General features: G+C 63.3%; 30 protein-coding genes and 1 pseudogene. 16 read left to right on the forward strand and 15 right to left on the reverse strand.

Going from position 1 to position 25,791, the window contains the following annotated elements; translation table 11 throughout:
- Nucleotides 1–87: 87 nt before the first annotated feature.
- From catA to benA, 8 genes are all read right to left on the reverse strand, one after another.
- Nucleotides 88–1,002, reverse strand: a complete 915-nt coding sequence (catA, locus tag KU43P_RS13480) for a catechol 1,2-dioxygenase (RefSeq protein WP_317657876.1) — start codon at nt 1,000–1,002, stop codon at nt 88–90.
- A gap of 34 nt (nt 1,003–1,036) precedes the next feature.
- On the reverse strand, nt 1,037–1,327 hold the full coding sequence (gene catC / locus KU43P_RS13485; protein ID WP_008092782.1) for a muconolactone Delta-isomerase: 291 nt from the start codon (nt 1,325–1,327) through the stop codon (nt 1,037–1,039).
- 18 nt (nt 1,328–1,345) lie between these two features.
- Entirely contained in the window at nt 1,346–2,467 is a 1,122-nt protein-coding gene (locus KU43P_RS13490; protein ID WP_317657877.1) for a muconate cycloisomerase family protein, read from the reverse strand.
- Between the two features lie 30 nt (nt 2,468–2,497).
- A complete protein-coding gene (locus tag KU43P_RS13495; protein ID WP_317657878.1) occupies nt 2,498–3,820 on the reverse strand; it encodes an MFS transporter in 1,323 nt (440 codons plus the stop codon).
- Nucleotides 3,821–3,871: 51 nt separating this feature from the next.
- Nucleotides 3,872–4,633, reverse strand: a complete 762-nt coding sequence (locus KU43P_RS13500) for a 1,6-dihydroxycyclohexa-2,4-diene-1-carboxylate dehydrogenase (RefSeq protein ID WP_317657879.1) — start codon at nt 4,631–4,633, stop codon at nt 3,872–3,874.
- 147 nt (nt 4,634–4,780) lie between these two features.
- On the reverse strand, nt 4,781–5,791 hold the full coding sequence (gene benC, locus KU43P_RS13505) for a benzoate 1,2-dioxygenase electron transfer component BenC (protein WP_317657880.1): 1,011 nt from the start codon (nt 5,789–5,791) through the stop codon (nt 4,781–4,783).
- Nucleotides 5,792–5,861: 70 nt separating this feature from the next.
- A complete protein-coding gene (gene benB, locus KU43P_RS13510; RefSeq protein WP_317657881.1) occupies nt 5,862–6,347 on the reverse strand; it encodes a benzoate 1,2-dioxygenase small subunit in 486 nt (161 codons plus the stop codon).
- Entirely contained in the window at nt 6,344–7,702 is a 1,359-nt protein-coding gene (gene benA, locus KU43P_RS13515; protein ID WP_317657882.1) for a benzoate 1,2-dioxygenase large subunit, read from the reverse strand. Before benA ends, benB begins: the two co-directional genes overlap by 4 nt.
- A 643-nt stretch (nt 7,703–8,345) precedes the next feature.
- Here benA and KU43P_RS13520 point away from each other — a divergent pair.
- The 8 genes from KU43P_RS13520 to KU43P_RS13555 all read left to right on the forward strand — a co-directional run bounded on the left by KU43P_RS13520 (nt 8,346) and on the right by KU43P_RS13555 (nt 15,460).
- Nucleotides 8,346–9,407: a 3-deoxy-7-phosphoheptulonate synthase gene (locus tag KU43P_RS13520; protein WP_317657883.1), complete on the forward strand. Its 1,062-nt coding sequence runs from the start codon at nt 8,346–8,348 to the stop codon at nt 9,405–9,407.
- An 81-nt stretch (nt 9,408–9,488) separates the two neighbouring features.
- On the forward strand, nt 9,489–9,770 hold the full coding sequence (locus KU43P_RS13525) for a peptidylprolyl isomerase (RefSeq protein ID WP_317657884.1): 282 nt from the start codon (nt 9,489–9,491) through the stop codon (nt 9,768–9,770).
- 16 nt (nt 9,771–9,786) lie between these two features.
- Entirely contained in the window at nt 9,787–11,724 is a 1,938-nt protein-coding gene (locus tag KU43P_RS13530) for an extracellular solute-binding protein (RefSeq protein WP_317657885.1), read from the forward strand.
- Complete coding sequence (locus KU43P_RS13535) at nt 11,721–12,779, forward strand: microcin C ABC transporter permease YejB (RefSeq protein ID WP_317657886.1); 1,059 nt, start codon at nt 11,721–11,723, stop codon at nt 12,777–12,779. The genes KU43P_RS13530 and KU43P_RS13535 overlap by 4 nt, the downstream gene beginning before the upstream one ends.
- Nucleotides 12,779–13,795 (forward strand): ABC transporter permease, encoded by a 1,017-nt coding sequence (locus KU43P_RS13540; protein WP_317657887.1) that lies wholly within the window; start codon nt 12,779–12,781, stop codon nt 13,793–13,795. The genes KU43P_RS13535 and KU43P_RS13540 overlap by 1 nt, the downstream gene beginning before the upstream one ends.
- A gap of 17 nt (nt 13,796–13,812) precedes the next feature.
- Complete coding sequence (gene hbdH, locus KU43P_RS13545; protein WP_317657888.1) at nt 13,813–14,583, forward strand: 3-hydroxybutyrate dehydrogenase; 771 nt, start codon at nt 13,813–13,815, stop codon at nt 14,581–14,583.
- A 54-nt stretch (nt 14,584–14,637) separates the two neighbouring features.
- Nucleotides 14,638–15,117: a serine protease inhibitor ecotin gene (gene eco / locus KU43P_RS13550; protein ID WP_317657889.1), complete on the forward strand. Its 480-nt coding sequence runs from the start codon at nt 14,638–14,640 to the stop codon at nt 15,115–15,117.
- 67 nt (nt 15,118–15,184) lie between these two features.
- The gene (locus KU43P_RS13555) at nt 15,185–15,460 is read left to right on the forward strand and encodes a peptidylprolyl isomerase (protein WP_008095636.1); all 276 of its coding nucleotides are present in this window, start codon (nt 15,185–15,187) and stop codon (nt 15,458–15,460) included.
- A gap of 9 nt (nt 15,461–15,469) precedes the next feature.
- On the opposite strand, the gene KU43P_RS13560 is transcribed toward KU43P_RS13555, so the two are convergent.
- Nucleotides 15,470–16,093 carry a LysE family translocator gene (locus KU43P_RS13560; RefSeq protein WP_317657890.1) on the reverse strand — a complete coding sequence of 208 codons (624 nt, stop codon included), beginning with the start codon at nt 16,091–16,093 and terminating at the stop codon, nt 15,470–15,472.
- A 159-nt stretch (nt 16,094–16,252) separates the two neighbouring features.
- On the opposite strand from KU43P_RS13560, the gene KU43P_RS13565 reads away from it, so the two are divergent.
- Both KU43P_RS13565 and KU43P_RS13570 read left to right on the forward strand, forming a co-directional pair.
- The gene (locus KU43P_RS13565; protein WP_317657891.1) at nt 16,253–17,080 is read left to right on the forward strand and encodes an AraC family transcriptional regulator; all 828 of its coding nucleotides are present in this window, start codon (nt 16,253–16,255) and stop codon (nt 17,078–17,080) included.
- A gap of 76 nt (nt 17,081–17,156) precedes the next feature.
- Nucleotides 17,157–17,771, forward strand: a complete 615-nt coding sequence (locus KU43P_RS13570) for a LysE family translocator (protein ID WP_317657892.1) — start codon at nt 17,157–17,159, stop codon at nt 17,769–17,771.
- Here KU43P_RS13570 and KU43P_RS13575 read toward each other — a convergent pair.
- Complete coding sequence (locus KU43P_RS13575) at nt 17,719–18,444, reverse strand: metallophosphoesterase (RefSeq protein ID WP_317657893.1); 726 nt, start codon at nt 18,442–18,444, stop codon at nt 17,719–17,721. The genes KU43P_RS13570 and KU43P_RS13575 overlap by 53 nt on opposite strands.
- 74 nt (nt 18,445–18,518) lie before the next feature.
- Here KU43P_RS13575 and KU43P_RS13580 point away from each other — a divergent pair, with 74 nt between their 5' ends.
- Both KU43P_RS13580 and KU43P_RS13585 read left to right on the forward strand, forming a co-directional pair.
- Nucleotides 18,519–19,034: a DUF3016 domain-containing protein gene (locus KU43P_RS13580; protein WP_317657894.1), complete on the forward strand. Its 516-nt coding sequence runs from the start codon at nt 18,519–18,521 to the stop codon at nt 19,032–19,034.
- Between the two features lie 110 nt (nt 19,035–19,144).
- The gene (locus KU43P_RS13585; protein ID WP_317657895.1) at nt 19,145–19,387 is read left to right on the forward strand and encodes a hypothetical protein; all 243 of its coding nucleotides are present in this window, start codon (nt 19,145–19,147) and stop codon (nt 19,385–19,387) included.
- Between the two features lie 9 nt (nt 19,388–19,396).
- On the opposite strand, the gene KU43P_RS13590 is transcribed toward KU43P_RS13585, so the two are convergent.
- Together KU43P_RS13590 and KU43P_RS13595 are read right to left on the reverse strand one after the other, a co-directional pair.
- Nucleotides 19,397–19,897, reverse strand: coding sequence for a methylated-DNA--[protein]-cysteine S-methyltransferase (locus tag KU43P_RS13590; protein WP_317657896.1), 501 nt, complete (start codon nt 19,895–19,897; stop codon nt 19,397–19,399).
- A gap of 84 nt (nt 19,898–19,981) precedes the next feature.
- The gene (locus KU43P_RS13595) at nt 19,982–20,776 is read right to left on the reverse strand and encodes a lipopolysaccharide biosynthesis protein (protein ID WP_317657897.1); all 795 of its coding nucleotides are present in this window, start codon (nt 20,774–20,776) and stop codon (nt 19,982–19,984) included.
- Nucleotides 20,777–20,991: 215 nt separating this feature from the next.
- Here KU43P_RS13595 and KU43P_RS13600 point away from each other — a divergent pair, with 215 nt between their 5' ends.
- Together KU43P_RS13600 and osmE are read left to right on the forward strand one after the other, a co-directional pair.
- The gene (locus KU43P_RS13600; RefSeq protein WP_317657898.1) at nt 20,992–21,192 is read left to right on the forward strand and encodes a hypothetical protein; all 201 of its coding nucleotides are present in this window, start codon (nt 20,992–20,994) and stop codon (nt 21,190–21,192) included.
- 187 nt (nt 21,193–21,379) lie between these two features.
- Complete coding sequence (osmE, locus tag KU43P_RS13605) at nt 21,380–21,742, forward strand: osmotically-inducible lipoprotein OsmE (RefSeq protein ID WP_317657899.1); 363 nt, start codon at nt 21,380–21,382, stop codon at nt 21,740–21,742.
- Between the two features lie 19 nt (nt 21,743–21,761).
- On the opposite strand, the gene KU43P_RS13610 is transcribed toward osmE, so the two are convergent.
- From KU43P_RS13610 to KU43P_RS13620, 3 genes are all read right to left on the reverse strand, one after another.
- Complete coding sequence (locus KU43P_RS13610) at nt 21,762–22,121, reverse strand: hypothetical protein (RefSeq protein ID WP_317657900.1); 360 nt, start codon at nt 22,119–22,121, stop codon at nt 21,762–21,764.
- A gap of 197 nt (nt 22,122–22,318) precedes the next feature.
- Complete coding sequence (locus KU43P_RS13615) at nt 22,319–22,687, reverse strand: hypothetical protein (protein ID WP_317657901.1); 369 nt, start codon at nt 22,685–22,687, stop codon at nt 22,319–22,321.
- A gap of 202 nt (nt 22,688–22,889) precedes the next feature.
- The gene (locus KU43P_RS13620; RefSeq protein WP_317657902.1) at nt 22,890–23,690 is read right to left on the reverse strand and encodes a polysaccharide pyruvyl transferase family protein; all 801 of its coding nucleotides are present in this window, start codon (nt 23,688–23,690) and stop codon (nt 22,890–22,892) included.
- Nucleotides 23,691–23,940: 250 nt separating this feature from the next.
- Here KU43P_RS13620 and KU43P_RS13625 point away from each other — a divergent pair.
- Both KU43P_RS13625 and KU43P_RS13630 read left to right on the forward strand, forming a co-directional pair.
- Nucleotides 23,941–24,144, forward strand: a pseudogene (locus KU43P_RS13625) (site-specific integrase); the annotation flags it as partial.
- A 20-nt stretch (nt 24,145–24,164) separates the two neighbouring features.
- Nucleotides 24,165–25,751: an ABC-F family ATPase gene (locus KU43P_RS13630; RefSeq protein WP_317657903.1), complete on the forward strand. Its 1,587-nt coding sequence runs from the start codon at nt 24,165–24,167 to the stop codon at nt 25,749–25,751.
- Nucleotides 25,752–25,791: the final 40 nt, after the last annotated feature.

A 25,791-nucleotide genomic window follows, 5' to 3' on the forward strand; every position in this document is an offset into this window, starting at 1 on the left:
AGGGCTTTGCCCTTGATCGCCGGCAAGCCGGCTCCCACAGAGGACGGTGGTGAACCTGGGGGAGCCCGCTTGCCGGCGATAGGGCCCTCAGCCTTCCTGCAGCGCCCGAGGCCGCCCGCTGCGCTGCTCGTCAGCGCTCTGCAGCGCCTTCTGCAGCTGGAAGTCGAATTTCAGCTCGGCATACCGCCCCTCGCCGCCCTCACGGAACACCACCTCCCCCACCAACCCATCACGGGTCGCATAGGCAAAGTCATCCCACAGGTATTTGTCCCCCGACAGGTTGATCTGGGTGGTCAGGTGCCGGTGCCCCGGCGCCGAAATGAAGAAGTGCACGTGCGCCGGGCGCTGGCCGTGGCGGCCGAGCAGGTCGAGACATTCCTGGGTCGGCCCCTGCGGGTCGCAGCCATAGCCCGAGGGCACGATGGAACGTGCACGGTAGCGGCCTTCGGCGTCGGTGACGATGCGCCGACGCAGGTTGTACGCGGACTGGCTCTGGTCGAAGAACGAATAGGTGCCACGGGTGTTGGCATGCCACAGGTCGACGGTGGCACCGGCCAGGGGTTGGCCTTCGGGGTCGAGCACCTGGCCTTCGAGGAACATCACGGTGGCCACGCCCTCCTCGCTGCCATCGTCCATGCGTACTTCACCTTCGGCTATGGGTGCGCCGGCCACGTACAGCGGCCCTTCGATGGTGCGCGGAGTGCCGCCGCCAAGACCAGCTTCGGCGTCCTTGGCGTCCTGCAGCAGGTCGAGGAAGTGCTCGATGCCCAGGCCCGCCACCAGCAGCCCGGCCTCGCCCCGCCCACCCAGCCGGTTGAGGTAATCGACGGCATGCCAGAACTCGTCTTCGCTGACCTCCAGGTCTTCGATCAGGCGCGCGGTGTCCTGCAGCACGCGCTGGATGATGCGTTTCAGGCGCGGGTGGCCCTCGTCATTGCCAAAGCCTGCAGCTTGCTGGAAAAACGCTTGAATCTCGGCAGTGTGGGAAATCTTCACGGTCATGGTTGGGTACCTGTTGTTCTTGTGCGAAAGGGAATCAGCGGTCGTCAGCGTGGATCGACGAGGGATGGCGGCACAGGCCGTCGACCTCGATGTCCATGTACGGGAACAGCGGCAGCTGCATCAGCGTGTCGTGCAGCGCCTCGACGCTGGGCACGTCGAACACGCTGTAGTTGGCGTAATGCCCGGCGATGCGCCACAGGTGGCGCCAGGTGCCCTCGCGCTGCAGGCGCTGGGCCAGTTCCTTTTCGTCGGCCTTCAGTTGCGCGGCCTTGGCCGGGTCCATGTCGACCGGCAGTTTCACGGTCATCTTCACGTGGAACAGCATGGGTTCTCTCCTTTTCGGTTATCGGCGGGCGAAGCGCGCCAGGCGGGCTTCGTCCAGGCTCAGGCCAAGGCCCGGGGTGCGCGGCACGTGCAGTTGGAAGTCGTGGTACTGCGGCGGCTCGTTGACGATTTCCTCGGTCAGCAGCAGCGGGCCGAACAGCTCGGTGCCCCAGGTCAGCTGGCGCAGGGTGAGGAAGGCATGGGCCGAGGCCAGGGTGCCGACCGAGCCTTCGAGCATGGTCCCGCCGTACAGGGCGATGCCGGCCGCCTCGGCGATCTGCGCGGTGCGCAGCACGGCGCGCGGGCCGCCGTTCTTGGCGATCTTCAGGGCGAAGATGCTGGCGGCGCCGTCGGCGGCCAGGCTGAAGGCGTCCTCGACGCTCTCGATGGATTCGTCGGCCATGATCGGCGCCGGGCTGCGCTGGTTCAGGCGCACCTGCCCGCCGCGGTTGATGCGCGCGATCGGCTGCTCGATCAGGTCGATGCCGTTATCGCCCAGCACCTGGCAGGCGCGGATGGCCTGGGATTCGTCCCAGTACTGGTTGACGTCGACGCGCACGCTGGCGCGCTCGCCCAGCTCGCGCTTGATCGCCACCACGTGCTTGAGGTCCTGGTCCAGCGGATTGGCGCCGATCTTCAGCTTGAACACCCGGTGGCGGCGTATTTCCAGCATGTGCTCGGCCTCGGCGATGTCGCGGGCGGTGTCACCGCTGGCCAGGGTCCAGGCCACTTCCAGGCTGTCGCGCACACGCCCGCCGAGCAGTTCGCTGACCGGCAGGCCCAGGCGCTTGCCCTGGGCGTCGAGCAGCGCGCTCTCAATGCCGGACTTGGCGAAGGTGTTGCCCTTGGCCAGCTTGTCGAGCTTGAGCATGGCGGCATTGATGTTGTCGGCGGGCAGGCCGATCAGTGCCGGCGCCAGGTGCGCGTCGATGTTGGCCTTGATGCCCTCGGGGCTCTCGTAGCCGTAGGCCAGGCCGCCGATGGTGGTGGCCTCGCCGAGGCCTTCCACGCCGTCGCTGCATTTCAGGCGCAGGATCACCAGGGTCTGCTGCTGCATCGTGTGCATGGCCAGCTTGTGCGGGCGGATGGTCGGCAGGTCGACGATGATTGCGTCGATACGCTCGATGGTCGGGCTTGTCATGCAAAAGCTCCAGTTCAGTCAGTAGAAGGGTCAGGCCGTCGCCGCCTGGGCCTGGCGCCGGCCGCTGGCCAGGTGCACGGCCATGGCCAGCGCGGCGACGGCACCGGGGATGGCGAAGGCGATGAAATTGAGTTGCAGCGGCAAGTTGATGCCCATCAGCGCCCCGCCGAGCAGCGGGCCGACGATGGCGCCGTTGCGGCCGATGCCCGAGGCCCAGCCCAGGCCGGTGGAGCGCACCGACAGGCCATAGAGCTGGGCGGCGCCGGCATACAACAGGATTTGCGTGCCGATGGTGGTGGCGCCGGCAATGAAGATCAGCAGGTACAGCACCGGCATCGGGCTGTTGACGCCCAGCAGGCTGATCGACAGGGACGCTGCCAGAAAGAACGCGACCTTGACCTTGACCAGGTTGTAGCGGTCGCCCAGCCAGCCGCCGAGGATCGCTCCGGCCATGCCGCCAAAGTTCAGCGCAAGCAGGAACGACAGGCTCGAACCCAGGCTGTAGCCGGCGTTGGCCATGAGTTTCGGCAGCCAGGAGCTGAGCGCGTAGACCATCAGCAGGCAGCAGAAGAACGCCAGCCACAGGGCCAGGGTGCGGGTGGCTAGGCCGTTGCGGAACAGGTCGAGGACCGAGCCGCCTTTGCCTTTGGGGGCGCTTGCCTGCAACTGATCGCCTGGCTGCACGTCGCAGTTCGGGTCCAGGCGCTTGAGCAGCGTGCGCGCTTCTTCGGTACGGCCCTGGCGCACCAGGAAGCCGATCGACTCGGGCAGGTAGTAGAGAATCACCGGCAGCAGTAGCAGCGGCACGGCGGCGGCGAAGAACATCGATTCCCAGCCGAAACGCGGCAGCATGAAGATGCCGACACCTGCCGAGAGCATGCCGCCCAGCGAGTAGCCGCTGAACATGATCGCCACCAGCGTGCTGCGCAGGCGTTTGGGCGCGTATTCGTTCATCAGTGCCACGGCGTTGGGCATCAGCCCGCCGCAGCCCAGCCCTGCGATGAAGCGGTAGATGCCGAACTCGCTCGGGCTGCTGGCAAAGCCATTGAGAATGGTGGCGCCAGAGAACAAGGCGAAACAGATGGCGATGCCTTTCTTGCGCCCGATGCGGTCGGCCAGGCTGCCGAACGCCAGCGCGCCGAACATCATGCCGAACAGCGCGTAGCTGCCCAAGGCACCGGCCTGCAAGGGGGTCAGGCCCCACTCTTTCATGATCACCGGCAGGACCACGCCGTAGATGAACAGGTCATAGCCGTCGAAGATCAGCAGCAGGCCGCACCAGGCCATGACCATCCAGTGGAAGGGGCTGAAGCGGGCATTGTCGATGATCGGGTGCACGTCGAGTGTTCGCATGGCATCTGTCTCTCTTGTTGTTTTTGTGGAGAAAAAGCGTGCTGGTGGGCCTTAACCGAGGTCGCCGCCCCCTACCGGCAGCGTCACGCCGGTGATGTAGGAGGCTTCGTCGGAGGCGAGGAAGAGAATGGCGCCGACCTGTTCGTCGATGCTGCCGTAGCGGTGCATCAGGCTGCTGCTCAGGGTTTGGTCGACGATTTGCTGGTACCAGGCCTTGTCCTGCTCGCTTTGCTCGGCAGCGTTGCGCGGCACGCGCCGCGGCGGTGCTTCGGTGCCACCGGGGGCGGTGGCGTTGACGCGAATGCCACGGTCAGCGGTTTCGAAGGCCAGGCAGGCGGTGAGCGCATTGACCCCGCCCTTGGCCGCGCCGTATGGCACGCGGTTAACCCCACGGGTGGCGATGGACGAGACATTGACGATGGCGCCGCTGCCGCGTTCGAGCATGTACGGCAGCGCCGCATGGCAGCACCACAGGGTGGGGAACAGCGAGCGGCGGACTTCGGCCTCGATCTGCTCCACTTCGTAGTGTTCGAACGGCTTGGCCCAGATGGTGCCGCCGACGTTGTTGACCAGGATGTCGAGGCGGCCGAAGGTTTCAACGGCCGTTGCCATGACCCGGGCGCAATCGGTGTGCTGTTCGAGGTCGGCGGTGAGGGTCAGCATGCCCTCGCCTGCCAGTTCGTGGACCAGCTCGGAACGGTCCACTGCCACCACCTGCGCGCCTTCGGCCTTGAGCCGCCAGCAGACGCCACGGCCTATGCCTTGGGCGGCGCCGGTGACCAGGGCGACCTTGCCTTGGAATCTGTTGTTCATCTGTTGCTTCCTTAGCCTGCTTTCAGGCTTCAACCTTTGGGTTGCCTGGACTGGGCTCATCGCCGGCAAGCCGGCTCCCACATTGAATCGATCGCTGTGCCTGTGGGAGCCGGCTTGCCGGCGATCGAGGGCGCAGCCCTCGCCTTCTCAGGCCGCTGCAGCAAACTTTTCGTAGTAGAAGTTCGCCGGGGTGATTCCCTGCTCGCGGATGTACTGGCTGACCGCCTCGACCATCGGCGGTGGCCCGCACAGGTAGACGTCCACGTCGCCGTCATTGAGGTGGCGTGGCTCGATGTGCTGGGTCACGTAGCCCTTCTGCGGGTATTGGCTGTCGGGGTTGGCCACACAGGCGCTGTAGGTGAAGTTGGGGATGCGCGCCGCTAGGGCCTGCAGGCGGTCCAACTCGACCAGGTCGAAGTCGTTGGTGACCCCGTAGATCAAGTGCAGCGGGTGCTCGCTACCCTGCTCGGCAATCTTCTCCAGCATCGCCGTGAACGGCGCCAGGCCAGTGCCACCGGCCAGCAGCAGCAGCGGGCGTTGGATCGGGCGCAGGTAGAAACTGCCCAGGGGGCCGGCCAGGCTCATGCTGTCGCCGGCCTTGGCCAGGCTGGTGAGGAAGCTGCTCATCAGCCCGCCGGGCACGTTGCGAATGAGGAAGCTGACCTCGCCATCCTTCTGCAGCGAGCTGAAGGAGTAGGCCCGGCTCTGGTCGCTGCCTGGCACCTTGAGGTTGACGTACTGGCCTGGCAGGAACGCCAGGCGGCTCAGGGCCTCGCCCTTGATCGACAGGGCAATGGTGCTGGCCGACAGCTGGCGCACGTCGCTGATGGCCGCTTCGAAACTGGCCTGCTCGGTCTTGCACAGCTGCGAGGACGCCGGAATGCGCACCACGCAGTCGCTTTCGGCGCGCATCTGGCAGGTCAGCACGTAGCCGTCGGCAATCTCGTCTTCGCTCAGGGCGTCTTCGATGAAGTTGTCGCCCAGGTCGTAACGCCCGGATTCGGCCTTGCACTTGCACGTGCCACAGGCGCCGTCGCGGCAGTCCAGGGGGATGTTGATGCCTTGCCGGTAGGCGGCGTCGGCCACGGTTTCATGGCCGCTGGCCTCGATGAAGCGGGTGACCCCGTCTTCGAAATTAAGCGCGATCTGGAAGCTCATGTTGCACCTCGCGGGCGAGGCTGGCCGCGGCGTGCCAAAGGGCACGCCGGGCAGCTCGCATTGCCTCGATTCAGATGTGGTAGATGTCGATGACCTGACGCACGTAGTCGTTCTTGAGCACCACCTTCTTGGCCGTGATCAGCGGCTGCTCGCCGCGCAGGTCGAGGGCGTAGTAGCTGGTGCCGAAGTAGCTGTCGGTGGTCTTGTAGCGAAAACTCAAGGTGTGCCAGTTGAAACGCACCTGGCAGCTGCCTTCGCCGTGTTCGACGATCTCGATGTTGCTGATGTTGTGCGAGGTGCGGGTGTCCGGCACCGTGGCGCTGGAGCGCTCGGTCTTGATGCGGAACACACGGTCCTCCAGACCACCCCGGTTGCCGTACCAGATCAGCGAGATCTCGCTTTGCGGATCAACGGTGAGGCGGTCGTCGTCATCCCAGGCCGGCATCCAGAACGTGGCGTCGCTGGCGTACAACTCCAGCCACTGGTCCCACTGGGCATCGTCCAGGTAGCGCGCTTCGCGGTAGAGGAAGTCGCGCACGGTGTCATGCAGGCTCATTGCACGGCCTCCACGGGGATCAGCCGCTGTTCGTCCTTGAGCGCCTGAATCATGGTGTCCTGCCAGTATTTGTGCTGCAGCACGAACAGGCCCTCGTCCTCGGTGCGCACGCCTGACAAGAGCGGCTTGAGCTCGATCTCCTGCGCGGCTTCATCGGCGCCTTCGACCCAGTGCGCGGCGCCGCGCGACATGTCGTTCCAACCGGTGCCGCCGCCGTAGCCGGTCTGGCAGGAGCGAAACTCTTCCAGGTCATCCGGGGTGGCCATGCCACTGACGTTGAAGAAGTCTTCGTACTGGCGGATACGCTTGGCGCGGGCATCGGCGCTCTCGCCCTTGGGCGCGATGCAGTAGATGGTGATCTCGGTCTTGTTCACCGAAATCGGCCGGGCGATGCGGATCTGCGAGCTGAACTGGTCCATCAGGTAGACGTTCGGGTACAGGCACAGGTTGCGCGAGTTCTCGATCATCCAGTCGGCCCGCGCCTGGCCGAAGTCGGCGGCGAGCTGATCGCGGCGCTCGTACGCAGGGCGATCTTCCGGGTTGGCCCAGCGGGTCCAGAGCAGCAGGTGGCCGTGGTCGAAGGAGTAGAAACCACCGCCCTGCTTGGCCCAGGCACCGGCGCTCATGGTCTTGATCTCGTCACCCGCTTCGCGCTGCTTGCGCTGGTTCTGGGTGGCGGCGTAGTTCCAGTGCACGGAGCTGACGTGGTAGCCGTCGGCGCCGTTTTCGGCAGTGAGCTTCCAGTTGCCTTCGTAGATGTACGAACTGGCGCCGCGCAGCACTTCCAGGCCTTCGGGCGACTGGTCGACGATCATGTCGATGATCTTCGCCGACTCGCCCAGGTGCTCGACCAAGGGTTTGACGTCGGCCTTGAGGCTGCCGAACAGGAAGCCGCGGTACGACTCGAAACGGGCGACCTTGGTCAGGTCATGGGAGCCGTCGCAGTTGAAGCTTTGCGGGTAGCCGGCGTTGCTCGGGTCCTTGACCTTGAGCAGCTTGCCGCTGTTGTTGAAGGTCCAGCCGTGGAACGGGCAGGTATAGCTGGAGCGGTTGCCGCGCTTGTGGCGGCAGAGCATGGCGCCGCGGTGGCTGCAGGCGTTGAGGAAGGCATTGAGTTCACCGTCCTTGTTGCGCGCGATAAAGATCGGCTGGCGCCCCATGGTCAGGGTGAGGAAATCGTTTTTCTCGGGGATCTGGCTTTCGTGGGCCAGGTAGATCCAGTTGCCCTCGAAGATGTGCGTCATCTCCAGGTCGAACAGGCGTGGGTCGGTGAACATCTCGCGCTTGCAGCGGTAGATGCCTTGTTCACGGTCGTCCTCGAGCATGGCATTGAGGTAGTCGAATCCCAGGGACATGGCCAGGGTCTCCATTGTTATTGTTCAGACCCGGTCAGGTTAGGGCGCACGAACGGGCGGCAATATCCGCTGGGTGCACAGTGCTATCCGTTTTTTGCAGGCCAAGGCACGAATGATCGACCCCATAGCAATTATCCATTGAACGTGGCGCGCTACCTGAAGTAAGCTCGGGCTCATTCACTGGAGAGCAACATGCCGAAACACACCTGCAACCACGCCAACCACACCGGTCGCACCCTGCGCCCTGTGCTGGCCGTTGCCGGCTGCAAGGCGGCTGCTGGTTTCTATTTTGGGTATTGGTTTAGCCACTAGGCGCCGATACCCACCCGGCGCCCACCTTCGAGGGGCCGCCGAACATGAGAATACTCAACCCCCGGTCGGCTCCCCGACCGGGGGTTTTGCTTTTCAGGCCTTTGACAATTACCGATTCACCTTGAGGACAGATTCATGAACTACGCCACTTATGACTACGCAAGCACCTATGCCTGGCGATTTAGCCAATCCCGTTCGGGCCAGCCTGCCGCCTCCGATCGGTCCATCACGGGTGGCAACGCTGCAGACAATCAATCAACGAACAGTCGAACACCTCGATAGGGCCGACAACGCGGGCCAGAACCCGCCGTCCGCCCAGGGAACCTACGCCATGCACGCTTCGAACCTCGCTCTGCCCCTGACCCAACCGCAAGCTGCCAACACCACCGTCAGCCAGCGCCTGCCCAGCCCGCACCTGCTCAAGCAGCAGATGCCGCTGCCTACCGAACTCGCCCAGCAAGTCCACAGCCACCGCCAGGCCATCCGCGCCATCCTCGAAGGCCGCGACCCGCGCCTGTTGGTGATTGTCGGCCCGTGCTCGATCCACGACCCACGTTCGGCCCTGGAATACGCCGACCGCTTGGCCGCCCTCAGCCGCGAAGTCGACGACAAGCTGCTGCTGGTGATGCGCGCCTACGTGGAAAAACCGCGTACCACGGTGGGCTGGAAAGGCCTGGCCTACGACCCGCACCTGGACGGCAGCGACGACATGCATGCCGGCATCGCCCTGTCCCGTGGCTTGATGCTGAACATGATCGAACGCGGCCTGCCGATTGCCACCGAGTTGCTGCAGCCGATGGCGGCCGGGTACTTCGATGACCTGCTGGGCTGGGCCGCGATTGGCGCGCGCACCACAGAATCGCAGATCCACCGGGAAATGGTCAGCGGCCTGCAATTGCCGGTCGGCTTCAAGAACGGCACAGACGGTGGCGTGGCCATCGCCTGCGATGCCATGCGCAGCGCCGCAGCCCCGCACCGCCACTTCGGCATGGATGCGCAGGGCTACCCGGCGATCATCGAGACCCTGGGTAACCCGGACACTCACCTGGTGCTGCGCGGTGGCCACAAAGGCCCGAACTACGATGCCACCAGCATTGCCCAGGCCCGTCAGGGGCTGGCCAAGGCGGGCCTGGAAGCGCGGATCATGGTCGACTGCAGCCACGCCAACAGTGGCAAGGACCCGGCGCGGCAACCTGCGGTGTTCGAGGACGTGCTGGCCCAGCGCCTGGGCGGCGACCGCTCGATTGTCGGAGTGATGCTCGAAGGGCACCTGTTCGATGGCTGCCAGGCACTGGGCAAGGGCCCACTGAAATACGGCGTGTCGATTACCGACGGTTGCCTGGGCTGGGCGGCGACCGAGACCCTGCTGCGCGATGCCGCAGCGCGGCTGTAGGAAACCCGCGGTAAGCCTGGCGAGACATTTCCCAAGCAAGTGCGCTAGGCTTGCCCTTTTCACCCCAAGGAGTAGTACCCCATGGCACGCGCCACTGCCCGCCACATCCTCGTCAGCTCTGAAGAGAAGTGCAACGAACTCAAGGCCCAGATCGAAGCCGGTGCCGACTTCGCTGAAATCGCCAAGGCCAACTCCACCTGCCCGTCCAGCCGTCAAGGCGGCGACCTGGGTACCTTCGGCCCAGGCCAGATGGTCAAGGAGTTCGACACCGTGGTCTTCAGCGCGCCGCTCAACACCGTGCAAGGCCCGGTGAAGACCCAGTTCGGCTACCACCTGCTGGAAGTGACCAGCCGTCAGGACTGATCGGCTGACATCGCCGATGGCCCCAGCGCCGGCAAACCGGCTCCCACAGAACCCGCGCGGCATTCAAGGCCTGCACCTGACCTGTGGGAGCCGGCTTGCCGGCGATAGGGCCAGCCGGTTTCCCCAGTGCCTGGCGTGGCTCGCACTGCTGTGTGCAAGCGTTGCCGCCGAGGCCGCCCCCAGTCACGCGCTCACCGTCTACGGCGAAGCCCCCCGCTACACCGAAAGCTTCCGCCACTTCGACTACGTCAACCCCGACGCCCCCAAGGGCGGGCTGCTGCGCCGCTCGGCCATCGAGATCGGCCAGTTCGACCATATTCTCCCCTATATCGACAAAGGCACCGGCGTCAGCGAGGTCGATGGCTGGCTGTATGCGCCCCTGGCCGTGCGCTCGTTCGATGAGCCCTACACTGTCTACGGCCTGATCGCCCAGCGCATGGAACGCGGCCCAGACGATGCGTGGCTACGTTTCGAGATCGACCCGCGGGCGACCTTCGCAGACGGCAAGCCGGTACGCGCCGAGGACGTGCGCTTCACCTTCGACAAGCTGATGGCCGAGGGCAGCCTCAAATACCGCACCCAATTCGCCGACGTTGCCGGGGTTACCGTGGAGGATGCACGCCATGTACGCTTCGACCTCAAGCAACCCCACGGCCGCACCCTGCCTCTAGACCTGGCGAGCCTGCCGGTGCTGCCCGAACACGACTGGGGCGACCGAGACTTCGCCAATGGCGCCGGCTTCACCAAGCCGGTCGGCAGCGGCCCGTACCGCATCGGGCGCATCGACAACGGCCGCAGCATCACCTTCGAGCGCGACCCGAACTGGTGGGCCAGGGAGCTGCCGGTCAGCCGTGGCCGCTTCAACTTCGCGCACATCCGCATCGAGTACTTCGGCGATACCGAAGTCGCCCGCCAGGTACTCAAGGGTGGCGGCTACGACTACAACCGCGAGTTCTCCGCCACTGCCTACACCCTCGGCTACAACGGCGCGCAACTGAACGACGGGCGCCTGCAGCGTGCCCACCTGGGCCCGGCCAAGCCACAGACCGCCCAGGGTTTCGTGTTCAACCTCGACCAACCCCAGTTCAAGGACCGCCGGGTGCGCCAGGCGCTGGCCATGCTCTGGGACTTCGAGTGGAGCAACCGGCAGATGATGCGCAACCTGTACATCCGCCAGCAGAGCGTGTTCTCCAACACCCCGCTGGCAGCCCGCGAGCTGCCGGATGCCGAAGAGCTGAAATTGCTCGAGCCGTTACGCGGCCAGGTGCCCGACGAGGTGTTCAGCCAGGTGTTCAGCGCCCCGGTCACCGACGGTTCAGGGCTCATCCGCCCGCAACAGCTGCAGGCTCTGGCGCTGTTGCAGCAGGCAGGCTGGCACCCGGACGGCGATCGCCTGGTGAATCCTCAGGGCCAACCACTGGCCTTCACCTTCCTCAATGGCCAGTCGGGCGTCGAACGCCTGCTGCTGCCCTGGAAGCGCAACCTGGCACAGATCGGCATCACCCTGAACATCCGCAACGTCGACGCTGCCCAGTACATCAACCGGGTGATGGCCCGCGACTACGACATGATCGTCACCGGCTACCCGGTCACCCTGTCGCCAGGCGCCGAGATGTACAACTATTTCGGCTCCGCCGCGGCCCACGACCCGGGTTCGAACAACCTGATGGTGCTGCAGGACCCAGCCGTGGACCGCCTGGTCGATGGCCTGGTACGGGCCAGCAGCCAGGCCGACATGCTACGCCACGCCCATGCCCTGGACCGGGTGCTGCAATGGAACTACTACTGGGTGCCCAACTACTACCCGCCCGGCAGCTCGACCGTGTGGTGGAACCGCTTCGGCCTGCCCAAGGTTCAGCCCGCCTATGACGAAGGGCTGGACGGCTGGTGGGAAATCAGCCCGCACGCGCTGACCAACGCACAAATGGCCGAGCGCCAGAAGGCCAAGCCATGACCGCCTACATCCTGCGTCGCCTGCTGCTGATCATCCCCACCTTGCTGGCGATCCTGCTGGTCAATTTCGCCATCGTCCAGGCCGCGCCGGGCGGCCCGGTGGAACAGGCGGTGGCACGCCTGCAAGGCCTGGGCGGCAGTGCGCCAGGCGCCCGCGCGGAAGTGGTACATGGCGAGTCCCGCGCCACCCGCGGCCTGGACCCGAAACTGATCGACGAGATCAAGCGCCAGTATGGTTTCGACAAGTCTGCCAGCGAGCGTCTGTGGCTGATGCTCGGGCAGTATGCGCGGCTGGATTTCGGCCAGAGCTTCTTTCGCGGCGCCAAGGTCACCGACCTGATACTCGACAAGTTGCCTGTGACCCTGTCACTAGGCTTCTGGGCCACGCTGATCACGTACCTGGTGTCGATCCCGCTGGGCATCCGCAAGGCGGTGCGCCACGGCAGCCGTTTCGATGCCTGGAGCAGCGCACTGATCGTGATCGGCTATGCCCTGCCCTCGTTCCTGTTCGCCCTGCTGCTGATCGTGCTGTTCGCCGGCGGCACGTCGCTAAACTGGTTCCCGGTGCGCGGGCTGGTGTCCGAGGATTTTGACCAGTTGAGCCTGCTGGGCAAGCTTGCCGACTATTTCTGGCACCTGGTGCTGCCAGTCGGCGCGCTGGTGATTGGCGGTTTCGCCACCCTCACCCTGCTGACCAAGAACGCCTTTCTCGACGAGATTTCCCGCCAGTATGTGGTCACCGCCCGGGCCAAGGGCCTGAGCGAGCAGCGCGTGCTTTATGGGCATGTGCTGCGCAACGCCATGCTGCTGGTGCTGGCCGGGTTGCCGCAGGCGCTGATCACGGTGTTCTTCGCCGGCTCGCTGCTGATCGAGGTGATCTTCTCCCTCGATGGCCTGGGCCGCCTAAGCTATGAGGCGGCTGTGTCGCGTGACTACCCGGTGGTGTTCGGCACGCTGTTCATCTTCACCCTGGCAGGTTTGCTGTTCCGCCTGATCGGCGACCTGGCCTTCACCGTGCTCGATCCGCGCATCGACTTCGACGCGAGGGCCCACTGATGCTTTCGCCGGTTTCGCGTCGCCGCCTGCAACGCTTTCGCCGTAACGGCCGTGGCTGGGTATCGCTGTGGCTGTTCGCCGGTTTGCTGCTGCTGAGCCTGGGCGCCGAGCTGGTCGCCAACGACAAACCCCTGTTGCTGGGGTTCAAGGGCGAGCTGTACGTCCCGGCGCTCAAACGCTACACCGAGCAGCAGTTCGGTGGCCAACTGCCCTTCCAGCCGGACTACCGCAGTGCTTATGTACGGCAGTTGATCGAAGGCCAGGGCGGCTGGATGTTTTTCGCCCCAATCCCCTTCAGCGCCGACACGCCCAACTACGACCTGCAAGTACCCACACCCAGCCCGCCAAGCGCCAGCAATTGGCTGGGCACCGACGACCAGGGCCGCGATGTACTGGCGCGGGTGCTGTATGGCACGCGGACCTCGCTGCTGTTCGCCTTTGCCCTGACCGTGGTCAGCGTGCTGATCGGCCTGGCCGCCGGCGCCTTGCAGGGCTATCACGGTGGCTGGGTCGACCTGATCGGTCAGCGTCTGCTGGAGGTGTGGTCGGGGTTGCCGGTGCTGTACCTGCTGATCATCCTCAGCGGCTTCGTTGAGCCGGACTTCTGGTGGCTGCTGGGCATCATGGCACTGTTCTCCTGGCTGACCCTGGTGGATGTGGTGCGCGCCGAATTCCTGCGGGGGCGCAACCTCGAATACGTCAAGGCCGCCCGAGCTCTGGGCCTGCCGGACAGCCAGGTAATGCTGCGGCATATCCTGCCCAATGCCATGAACGCCACCTTCACCTATGTACCGTTCATGCTCACCGGGGCCATCACCACCCTGACCGCCTTGGACTTTCTCGGCTTCGGCATGCCGGCCGGGAGTGCATCGCTGGGCGAGCTGGTGACCCAGGGTAAACAGCACCTGGAGGCCCCCTGGCTGGGCTTTACCGCGTTCTTTGCGCTGGCGGTGATCCTGTCACTGCTGGTGTTCATCGGCGACGCCCTGCGCGAGGCGTTCGACCCACGAAGCTAGTCCAAGGAGATGTTGGCATGACACTCGAAGGCAAGACTGCACTGGTAACCGGCTCCACCAGCGGTATCGGCCTGGGGATCGCCCAAGTGCTGGCACGCGCCGGCGCGAACATTCTGCTCAACGGTTTCGGCGACCCGTCAGCGGCCTTGGCCGAGGTAGCCAGCCATGGGGTGAAGGTGACGCACCACCCCGCCGACCTGTCCGACGTGGCGCAGATAGAAGCACTGTTCGCCCTGGCCGAACGCGAATTCGGCGGGGTCGATATCCTTGTCAACAACGCCGGCATCCAGCACGTGGCCCCGGTCGAGCAATTTCCGGTAGAAAGCTGGGACAAGATCATCGCCCTGAACCTGTCGGCCGTGTTCCATGGCACCCGCCTGGCCCTGCCCGGCATGCGTGCACGCAACTGGGGGCGCATCGTCAACATCGCCTCGGTGCACGGGCTGGTCGGCTCCACCGGCAAGGCGGCATACGTGGCCGCCAAGCACGGCGTGGTCGGCCTGACCAAGGTGGTGGGCCTGGAAACTGCCACCAGCAACGTCACCTGCAATGCCATCTGCCCCGGCTGGGTGCTGACCCCGCTGGTGCAGAAGCAGATCGACGATCGCGCCGCCAAGGGCATAGACCCCCATCAGGCACAAGCGGATCTGCTGGCCGAGAAACAGCCTTCATTGGCCTTCGTCACCCCCGAGCACTTGGGCGAGCTGGTACTATTCTTGTGCAGCGAGGCCGGTAGCCAGGTCCGCGGCGCCGCCTGGAACGTCGATGGTGGCTGGCTGGCCCAATGATGCGCAGCCAGGGCCTGGCAGCGGTCTTGCACCCGTTAATTGCAAGGAGGCCCTATGCGCCCAACCCACATGTCCGCGATGCTCGCCCTGGCCCTGGCTGCCACCGCCCCGGCGATGGCAGCCAGCCTGAAAGACGTCGCGCCGTACCCTGAAGCGGAAAAGGGCTTTACCCGGCAGGTGATCCACCTGCCGGCACAGGCTGATGAATCGGCCCACAAGCTTGAAATCCTGGCGGGCAAGACCCTGCAGGTCGACTGCAACCGCCAGCGCCTGGCCGGCAGCTTGGAAGAACGCACCCTGGAAGGCTGGGGCTACAGCTACTACCGCCTGGATAAGGTCGGCGGCCCGGCCAGCACCCTGATGGCCTGCCCGGATGGCAAGAAGACCGAGGCCTTCGTGCCGGTGGTCGGCGAAGGCTTCATGCTGCGTTACAACAGCAAACTGCCGGTGGTGGTCTATGTGCCGCAGGGCGTCGAGGTGCGCTACCGCGTGTGGTCGGCCTCAAATGACGTGCAGAAGGCCAAGGTAGAATGAGGCGCGCCGCCATTGTGCGATCAGGCATAATGGCGGCCTTTTTTTGCCCCGAAGCACAGGTGTCCCCATGAAAGCTCAAGCCCGCCACATCCTGGTCAAGACCGCTGACGAAGCCGAAAAGCTCAAGCAGCGCATCGCCAATGGCGAGGCCTTCGACGTGCTGGCCAAGAAGTTCTCCACTTGCCCTTCAGGCAAGCGTGGCGGCGACCTGGGCGAAGTGCGGCCCGGGCAGCTGGTAGGTGCCATCGACCAGGTAATCTTCAAGAAACCTTTGCGCGTGGTGCATGGGCCAATCAAATCCAAGTTCGGTTATCACCTGGTGCAGACCTTCTACCGCGACTGATTGGCAGCCCTAGCGACGTGCCGCCAGCAAACCGAGGCCTGCACAACCGAGCAGCGATGCACTCACGCGGTTGAATAGCCGGCGCGGCCCGGGCTGGCTGAACCAGCGCTGCAGGTAGGCGCCCAACCCGGCGTAGATGGCGATTGCCGCCCATTCCAGCAGCAAGAACAGCACGCCCAGCCAGAGGAACTGCTCGCTCACCGGCGTGGCGCTGCCGACCGAAACGAACTGCGGCAGGAATGCGGTGAAGATCAGGATCGCCTTCGGGTTGCCCGCTGCCACCCAAAATTCCTGGCGTGCCAGGCGCCAGGTACCCCGCGGATGGTCACTGGCGACCACCGCCTCGCCCACCGGTGCCCGCCACAGTTGCCAGGCGATATAGAACAGGTAGGCCGCACCCACAACCTTGATCACCAGGAACAGGTATTCGCTGGTGTGCAACACCACGGCCAGGCCCATGGCAGCCAGCGCGATCATCCCGCTGAAGGCGACGATACGCCCGCCACCGGCCACACAGGCCGTGCGCAGGCCGTACCGGCTGGCGTTATGCAGCGACAGCAGGTTGTTAGGCCCCGGCGCCATGTTCAGCGCGAAACAGGCAGGGATGAATAGCAGCAGGCTCGACAGGTCCATTGGATACTCCTGGTGATCAGAGCGGTATTCAGACGCCTGGCCGCGACAGGGTCAAGGTACAGCCAGCAGTGAAAACTGTACGGCCCCGCCCAGCCGACGCCCCCTTTTGCCCGGCGAGGCTCGGCGCTGTAAGCTGCCGGCTCGACCGAGGAGTTTGCCGTGCCCACTACGCGAACCTTGCTCTGGCGCGACCCGACGCTACCTTGGGTGGAAAGCCGCAGGGCCTGCCATAGCCGGGCCTGCTACAAGGCCCATAGCCACCCTACCTTCTCCATCGGCGCCGTGGACGCCGGCCGCAGCCATTTCACCGGCGCAGGTGACGGCCAGGTGCACCTGACACCAGGCTCTCTGGTGTTGGTACCGGCGCAACGGGTGCATGCGTGCAACCCCGAGCCCGGTCAGGCCTGGAGTTACCAGATGCTGCACGTGGAAGAGCGCTGGCTGGCGCAGGTGCGGCTGGAATCGGGGCTCGGCGGGGCCGAAGCCGGGGAACCGGCGCGCATCAGCCGCAGCCCGGCACTGTATCGCGCGTTCTGCGAATTGAACGCGCTGTTGTTTTCCGCCGCTGCCAGCACTGAAAAGGAAGCGGCACTGATCACCTTCATGGGTGACCATGATTTTTCCGGGCATCCGCCGTTGCCATCGGCCCCAGCACCCGCGCTGGCGGGCACGCTCTTGCGTGAGCTGATCGAACACATCGAAACGGCGAACCCTGCGCAGTTGAGCCTGCAGACATTGGCACAACACGCAGGCCTCGGCCGTTACCAACTGATTCGCGCCTTTCGTGTTGTCACGGGGCTGACACCCCATGCCTACCTGCTCAACGCCCGAGTCAATCGCGGGCGACAATGGCTAAGGGACGGGCAGCCGTTGGCCGAAGTGGCCTATCGCCTGGGCTTTGCCGACCAGAGCCACTTCCAGCGGGTGTTCAAGGCGCACGTAGGGGTTACCCCAGGCCAGTATCGTCAGGGCTCGGCTGCCTGGTAAGTCCTGCAATAATCTTCAATACCTGGATCCGGCTCGCCAGCACACTGCGGTTTTCCAATGAGAGAATTCCGTAGCCATGGAGCAGTTCCTGATCGTCGCCCTCGCCCACTTCCTTGCCCTGCTTTCGCCAGGCCCGGACTTTTTCCTGGTAGCCCGCACCTCGATCCATGCCGGTTGGCGCGTCGCCAGCGGCGTCTGCCTGGGCATCGCGCTGGCCAATGGGCTGTTCATCGCCGTGGCGTTTGCCGGCCTGGCCATCCTGCGTGAAGGCAGCCCCTTGTTCATCGGCCTGCAGCTGGCCGGTGCAGCCTACCTGCTCTACATCGGCGTGCTGTTCTGGCGCCATGCCGGGCAAGCCGAGCTGAGTGCGGTTGGCACCTCTCGCGCCAATGCCAGCGGTTGGCGGGGCCTGGGCATGGGTTTTCTGTCGGCCTTTCTCAACCCCAAGAACGGCCTGTTCTACGCCAGCCTTGCCAGTATGGTCGCCAGCAGCAGCGTAGGCTGGAAGTGGCTTTATGGCGCCTGGATGTTCGCCATCGTGCTGGCTTGGGACCTTCTGGTGGCCGTGACCATCGGCAACCAGCGCCTGCTACGGCGCTTTTCGCGTGCCTTGCCCTGGTTGCAACGCGCTTCGGCGATCATGCTGGTGGCATTGGCTGCGGTGCTGCTCGGCCATCTGCTGCGGGCGTGATCAGCTTCAGGGTCGCCATGTCCAGCAGGCTGAAATGGCCGCTGGCCCAACCGCCGGTGTCCAGATGCCAAACATTGCCCAAGCGTTTGGCTTGCAGCACCGGTGTATGCCCCACCAACAACGCCCGCACGCCTGTGACCGGCTCGGTATTGCCGTCTTTCAGGCGTTGTCGCGACCACTGGCAGACTTCGCGAACCCGGGCGTCGTCATCGAACAGCAGGCTGTCGCGCAGTGCGCCCCAGTCGTCGAAAGGGCTGTCGGCGTGCAGCAGGCCGACCAACCCGTCGGCGGTCTGCACCTCCAGGGCGATCGGCAACTGCAGGAACTGCTCGACGAACAACGCCTGCTGTTCGCGTGGCAGGTCGAGGAACCAGCCACCGCCAGCGGCGCGGTACATGTCCAGATCAAGGCGCCCGCCGTGCAGGTAGGTGATCGCCAGCGACTCATGGTTGCCCTGCACAGCGTGGAACCAGGGCCTGGCCAGCCAAAGCAGTGCTTGCTCGCTGTGCGGGCCGCGGTCGACCAAGTCGCCGACACTGAACAGGCGGTCCGTCTCTGGATCGAAACCCACTTGATCCAGGCACTCCTGAAGGCGCCGGAAATGCCCGTGGATATCGCCCACGGCCAGGTCACGCCCCTTGCTGTTGGCGGCTACCCGCCGAAACCGGCTCATTGCAATCTTCCTCAGCCACCGCGCCGGGGCAGGCGTAAAATAGAGCAACACGCGGTCCGCCCCGGAGGTGAATCATGCGTAACGCCCTATTGTGTGCCGTGCTCATGGCGCTGTCAGTCAACAGCATGGCACAAGGTACCCCACCTGCGCAGGTCGAGGTGCGTTTCGACCACCCGGAAAAATTCCGCGATGCAAGCCTGGACAGCGCCGGCTATGAACGTGGCGCCGACGACTATGTCATGAAGACCCTGACCCAATACCTGCAACAACTTGGCCAGCGCTATTTGCAGCCAGGCCAGCATCTGGCGATCGACATTCGTGACATCGACCTGGCAGGCCGTTTCGAGCCATGGCACAGCCGCGCCTACGATGTGCGTTTCATGCGCGATATCACCTGGCCGACCATCGACCTCAGCTATACGCTCAGCCAACCCGGCCAGGCAGACCTGCAAGCCCAGGAACGGGTCAGCGACAAGATGTACCTCAGCCGCCCGGGACGCGCGGCCAGCAGCAACGACCGCCTGTATGCGGAGAAGGCAATGCTCAGCGACTGGTTCCGCCAACGCTTCGCTTCACACCCGTCGACCTGAACTATCCTGGGTTGGCTTGAGCAGGCACGCCAGTTGTATGCTTGCCTCTTCGACCTACAGATGGGAACGACTTTCATGGAACGCTCTGCCCGGCTGGATGCCACTGCTGCATGAAATACCTGCTTTTGACGTTAAGCAGTTTCGCCGCCACCTATTATTTGGTTGGGCTGTTGATTCAGGGCCAGCTGGCCGACATCGCCGAAGGCTTGCGCCATCGTCCGGATGCGCCACCGCCCGGCCAGTACCTGCGCGAGGTGCGGCCTTACGCCCGCCGGGCGCGATGGCATTACACGCTCATGGCCGGCTCGGCACTGGCATTGGTGGCCTGCTTGGTCGCGTATTGGGCAAGCTGAACGCGCCGCTCAAAAGTCCAGGGCCAGGCTCTGGCGCCCTTCCAGTGCCAACAGGTACTGCTTGGCTGGCAAACCGCCGGCAAAACCGGTGAGGCTGCCGGAGGCGCCGATCACGCGGTGGCATGGGGCAATGATCGAAATTGGATTGCGCCCGTTGGCCGCACCTACCGCACGCACGGCACTGGGGTTGCCGATCTGCCGGGCGATATCGCTGTAACTGCGGGTTTCGCCGAAAGGGATGGTCAATAGCGCGGCCCACACCTGGCGCTGGAACTCGGTACCGGCAAAGTCCAGCGCCAGTTCGAAACGCTGGCGAGTACCTGCGAAGTACTCGCCCAGCTGGCGGGCCGTCTCACGAAGAATGGGGTGCTGGTCGTCCCGGTGCAGTTCGCCCAGGCGCACGCGGTTTTCCCGTTCCTCCTCCCACAGCACGGCCGCTAGGCGCTCGCCGCGCGCGACCAACGTCAGGGTGCCAACCGGGGATTGCAACAACGTGAATGCGCAGGACATGAGCCGTTTTCACCACAAGACAAGTTCAGCGCACTCTAACCTTGCACGCGGGCCTGCGCACCCGCTTTCTTGCGCAGCTAACCTTCAGGCCGCGATGCGTCGCGCTTCAGCCAGGTCGATCTTGGGAATCACCGTTGGCGGAATGCGCGAAGTGGCGGACAAGTTGTAAACGCGAAAATGCTCGTTGACCACCTGCCGGGCCATCAAGGTCAGCGATGGCAGAATTCGGCTGTCCCAGTGCAGGTCGAGCCCACAAGGTGAGCGCTCGCCCGCCGCGCCCTCGTGCTCGTAGAAACGGCCCACGGACTGGTCCAGGTCGACCCCCACCAGAAACACCTGCTCGAAGCCCAGGTGATAGGCCAGCTGCAGAGCAACGTAGGCGACCGTGCGGGCATCATAGAAGCCGCTCGACAAATCTTTGCTGAAGGCGATCGAACGCGCCCGCTTGCTCCACAATGCACGGTTGCAGACATGATTTTCGCCACGCCCGCGCAAGCTATCGAACAATCCGGGGATTTCGGCCTTGCGCAGGGGGTAGCACTGCGTTCCGCTGGGCACATCGGCGGTGGCGAACTGTTCCGGCCACAGAGCCAGGCGCTGGCTATCGCGCACGGCCTGGGCGAACAGTGCCGGCTGTTGCTTGCGAAAGCCTTTGTCGGTGCAGACATAAAAGAACGGTTTCACGCCACAGGATGCGGTGAGCGAAATGGAGCCGTTCATGGCAATTACCGGCAGATGAGCGAACTCCTCCATCGGAAAATGCTTTGCAGATGCACCGGAGGCCAGGATTACCACCGGGCCCTTCTGGGTATTGCGACACGCCTCGAAACTGGAGAACGCCCCGCGTACAGCGTTGAGCTGCGACGGAATTGTGTTCATCAACTACATCATCAATGGGAATTTTCGTACAGGATACTTGTCGCAGAGCCCGCAGAAAACTTTTTTACAAATTCATTACACGAATAGACGAACGGGCCTTGGCTTCGACGAGCCCATTATGCGTCTGCCGCTGCTTGGCTTTTGTTGATGAGCTGCCTTGATGCTTGCTAACGCAGAGACTAATACTTAAGTCTCTGCCTGGGGAGGCACGAAACATGCAACCACGATTCGTTATCGTTCCCGCCGTGCCCATCGAAAAGGAGTCATTCCGCATCGGCAGCCGCTATTACGCGGCGACCGTATGCGGCGGTTTCGATATCTATGACAACCATGCCAAGGAGCGCCTGAAACCCAGTTACCCCAGCAAGACCGCTGCAGAGCTGCAATGCCAACGCTTGAACATGAACACCGAATGACACCGGGGGGGCATTGAACAGGCCATGGGTTCACCCGCTGCCTTGGTCCGTTACCGCCCCCTTGCCCCCCGCCAACCCCTGACCAGCCGTTGAGTGTTGTGCTTGCAGTCCATGCCTTCGGGCTTGCCTGCCGAGCGGCAGCCGACTCGCTGGAGGCGCAAGGGGTTCTCACCTCGGGAGCACCGCCATGAACAGATCGACATGCGTGTTGATGCTCGCCTTGTCCGCATTGGCCGGTTGCTCGACCAACGCGTCCCTGTATCACGACAACCCACTGGTATCGAAGGTGGACACCGGCATGAGCAAGGCCCAGGTCGTGCAAATCGGCGGGCAGCCGGATGCAGAGTCCGCTCGTACGGTCGTTGCGGGTAGCTGTTTCGATTACATGCTGGTCAAGTCAGGCCGCAAGCAACCCTACAGCATCAGCTTCGACGGCAATGGCAACGTGGACAAAACCACGTTCATGACCTGCGCTGAATGGAGCAATGCGCAACACAAGGCCAGGCAACCGACGCCCAGCATGGGCGGCGTGGGTGGCTCCGGCTACTGACACCGCCGATTGCCAGGGCTCACTCCAGGCAGGCCCTGGCGGCCTCGCGCAGCTTGTCACCCGACAGGAAGCTGCCTTTGTAGAAGGTGGCGCGGCTGCCTTCACGGTATTCGACGACTTCCAGCACCTCGTCTGAAGTAACGGCGCTAGGCGCGGTGAACCGATAGCCGTGGGCAATCGATTTCTGTGTGGTCGCCGGCGTCACGGCTTGCCACTTTGGCAACACGCACGCTGCATATTCACTGGGCGATTTCGCAGTCAGCTTGCTAGCAGTGGGTTTGCCAGGGTTGGCGCAACCGACCAGGCTGATGGCCAGCACGGAACAGAAAAGAATACGAAAGGTTGGCATTTGCAATTGACCGATAGGAACGTGCGGCATTTTAGCGAGGTGTGCGCAAAAGTTCTAATCAACCAAGGTAGTGCCGCGTCGCACGGGCCCGCGCGCAAGACTTCCGTCGCATTTCAAACCCAGGCAACTTCCGTACAATTCAAATCGCTGACGGATCAGCACCCATCGCAAAAAGCCCGCGCTCCAGGGTGCGGGCTTTTTGTTCTGCCGTACTTCGCGATGGGACACTAAGCCTTGGAGCACATCAATGCAGCATCGAGCAGTCTGCCATGGTCGTACCAGGCATCACGCTGATAAGCCGTGAACTGGCGCTGTGCGCCGCTGCCCTGCACTTCCACCAGGCCGTTGGCCTTGTTGGGGTCGGTGCTATCGACGTAGAGCTTGACCGAATCGCCCGTGCCTTCTTCGAACGTTGTGGTTGTGCCCTGCAATTCACCTTTTACACAGCCCAGGTAATCGGGTGCACTCCTCTGGGTTGTACCGGACGTATAGTCGTGGCCGTCACGCACATCCGGGTTTTGTGCGCAGCCTGCCATGAACATTGTGGCGAATGCCGATACCAGTATTGCGCCTGCGACTGAACTTGAGCGCTTCACGCGACACACTCCTGCCCCCCGTCGAGAACGTTAGGTAAGCCCGCGACTGCGTATAGCCCCTGTTTTGGTTCTGAGTGCAGAACATATTACCCCTGGCGACTATCAGGGCAATATGCCCGTTCGCTATATCCGTGGCTGAACTTTCAGGCCAGCAGGCGCCCTGGCTGCGGACGCCCATCCTTCGCCACTTGATCGTTGCGAGCTACAGCTTCGGAAAAGCCCTGACAAGCGACTCCTGGATACCTTCGATATTGGGCCGCGCATAGGTATCGATGCATTCCTCCATCGACCAACTGGCGTCCAACCTGATTTTCTGAGGTGTCACCGGGATTTGTTCAGCAACGCCAATGCCTGAGTAATAATCCTGGAACTTGAACTCCCAATGGGGGTTTCTCTCCAAGCACAGCCACTGATTAGGGACGCCGTAGGCGTCCGCAACGATCAATCCATGCAGACTGGAGGACAAGACGAAGTCACACGAGGCAATAGCTTCAAGCACGTGTTTGACCGGTGCACAGACATCAATGATTCTTGCCCCTGGATTACGCGACAGCAGGTACGCAATCGCCGGCGAGTTGCGCTGCGAAATATGCGGAACGATGCCAATGCGAGTCTTTTTGGTTGAGGGCTTTTTAACCAGCAAAGGCGCCAGTAAACCCGGGTCGCCTAATACGGGACTGCCTTTGAGCCCCCGGATCTGCGCCTTGCATTTCTCCCCGCGAAGCGCATGGTAGTGATGGCGTGAAGAGTAGATGTCGAGCGGCTTGCCTGACCCGGCCCCCCAGACATGCAGACGTCTTGGAAAACCGAAGATCTTGGCCTTTCTAGTGCGGTCCAGAATGCTGCCGATGGCAATTATATCGGCATCCTTGACGCCGGAATAAACGACCTTACGGTGTGAGACCCGTTCAACGATCATCGCCGATAGGTAATCACCAAAGTTCTGTTTGCTTTCATCCGAGCGTCCACTTCCCCTGCACCAATACAGCTTAATCGGTTTCACAAAAAAAAATCCCAATGCACTAATTTATCAATGCAAATCGCCTTCCAGGGCAAACTCACACCGCCTATCTAAAATCGCAGTGAAAAACCATGCGACGACGGCGCAATAGGCACCTCACATGCGCCTTCAGGTTTCTCGGCCCGCAGGATAACATAATGGCACTCAGCCATCAGCCTGGCGGCTATGCAACGCATTCTCAACACCTCGGGCAAGGTGTCAGCGCCCCTGAGTCACGGGATCAGCTACCTCGCCGTATAACTGCCGTCACACCTATGCGACAATACCCCCAATGTCTGGTCTCAACCCCGCATTTATCGCCCTACAGCTCGGGCATGGCGTGCAGATGCTCTTATCGACCTATGCGCGCTGGATCAACTCGTCCAACGACTGGCAGGAGCTGGAAACGCTCCCGGTTGGTCCAGAATGGGTCCGCAGCTACGACGAAGCCACGTAAGTCATTGATAGGTAAGCTCCTTGATCTCCACCGCTAATATCACCATGCAGTTCGGCGCCAAGCCGCTGTTCGAAAACGTTTCGGTCAAATTCAACAACGGCAACCGCTACGGCCTGATCGGCGCCAACGGTTGCGGCAAGTCGACGTTCATGAAGATCCTCGGCGGCGACCTGGAGCCGTCCGCTGGCCAGGTCATGCTCGAACCGAACACCCGCCTGGGTAAATTGCGCCAGGACCAGTTCGCCTACGAGGAATTCACCGTGATCGACACGGTGATCATGGGCCACGGCCAATTGTGGAAGGTCAAGGCCGAGCGCGACCGCATCTACTCGCTGCCGGAAATGACCGAAGAAGACGGCATGGCCGTGGCCGAGCTGGAAACCGAGTTCGCCGAAATGGACGGCTACACCGCCGAATCCCGTGCCGGTGAACTGCTGCTGGGCCTGGGTATCCCGCTGGAGCAGCACTTTGGCCCGATGAGCGAAGTGGCACCAGGCTGGAAGCTGCGCGTGCTGCTGGCCCAGGCGTTGTTCTCGGATCCGGACGTGCTGCTGCTCGACGAACCGACCAACCACCTGGACATCAACACCATTCGCTGGCTGGAAACCATCCTCACGGCGCGTAACAGCACCATGATCATCATTTCCCACGACCGGCACTTCCTCAACAGCGTCTGCACCCACATGGCCGACCTGGATTATGGCGAGCTGCGTCTGTTCCCAGGCAACTACGACGAGTACATGACCGCAGCGACCCAGTCGCGCGAGCAGCTGCTGTCGGACAACGCCAAGAAGAAAGCCCAGATCGCCGAACTGCAGACCTTCGTCAGCCGCTTCTCGGCCAACGCCTCCAAGGCCAAGCAGGCGACCTCGCGTGCCAAGCAGATCGACAAGATCCAGCTGGCCGAGGTCAAGCCGTCCAGCCGTGTCAGCCCGTTCATCCGCTTCGAGCAAACCAAGAAACTGCACCGTCAGGCCATCGTGGTCGAGAAGATGGCCAAGGCCTTCGACGACAAGGTGCTGTTCAAGAACTTCGACCTCACCGTCGAAGCCGGCGAACGCGTTGCGATCATCGGCCCCAACGGTATCGGCAAGACCACCCTGCTGCGCACTCTGGTTGGCGAGATGACACCGGATGCGGGCTCGGTAAAATGGACCGACAGCGCCGAAGTCGGCTACTACGCCCAGGACCACGCTCACGACTTCGAAGACGACGTGAGCCTGTTCGACTGGATGGGCCAGTGGACCAGCGGCGAACAGATCATTCGTGGCACCCTCGGGCGCATGCTGTTCTCCAACGACGAGATCCTCAAGTCGGTGAAGGTGATTTCCGGTGGTGAACAGGGCCGCATGCTGTTCGGCAAGCTGATCCTGCAAAAGCCGAACGTGCTGGTGATGGACGAGCCGACCAACCACCTGGACATGGAGTCGATCGAGGCGCTGAACCTGGCGCTCGAGAACTACCCAGGCACCCTGCTGTTCGTCAGCCACGACCGTGAGTTCGTGTCGTCGCTGGCCACACGCATCATCGAGCTTTCGCCCGATGGCGTGGTGGACTTCAGCGGGACCTATGACGACTACCTGCGCAGCCAGGGTGTAGTGGTCTGACACGACAGCTGAGGCTGTAGTGCCCTCATCGCCGGCTTGC

Origin of the sequence: Pseudomonas sp. KU43P, from assembly GCF_033095865.1 — a bacterium.
Classification (GTDB): domain Bacteria; phylum Pseudomonadota; class Gammaproteobacteria; order Pseudomonadales; family Pseudomonadaceae; genus Aquipseudomonas.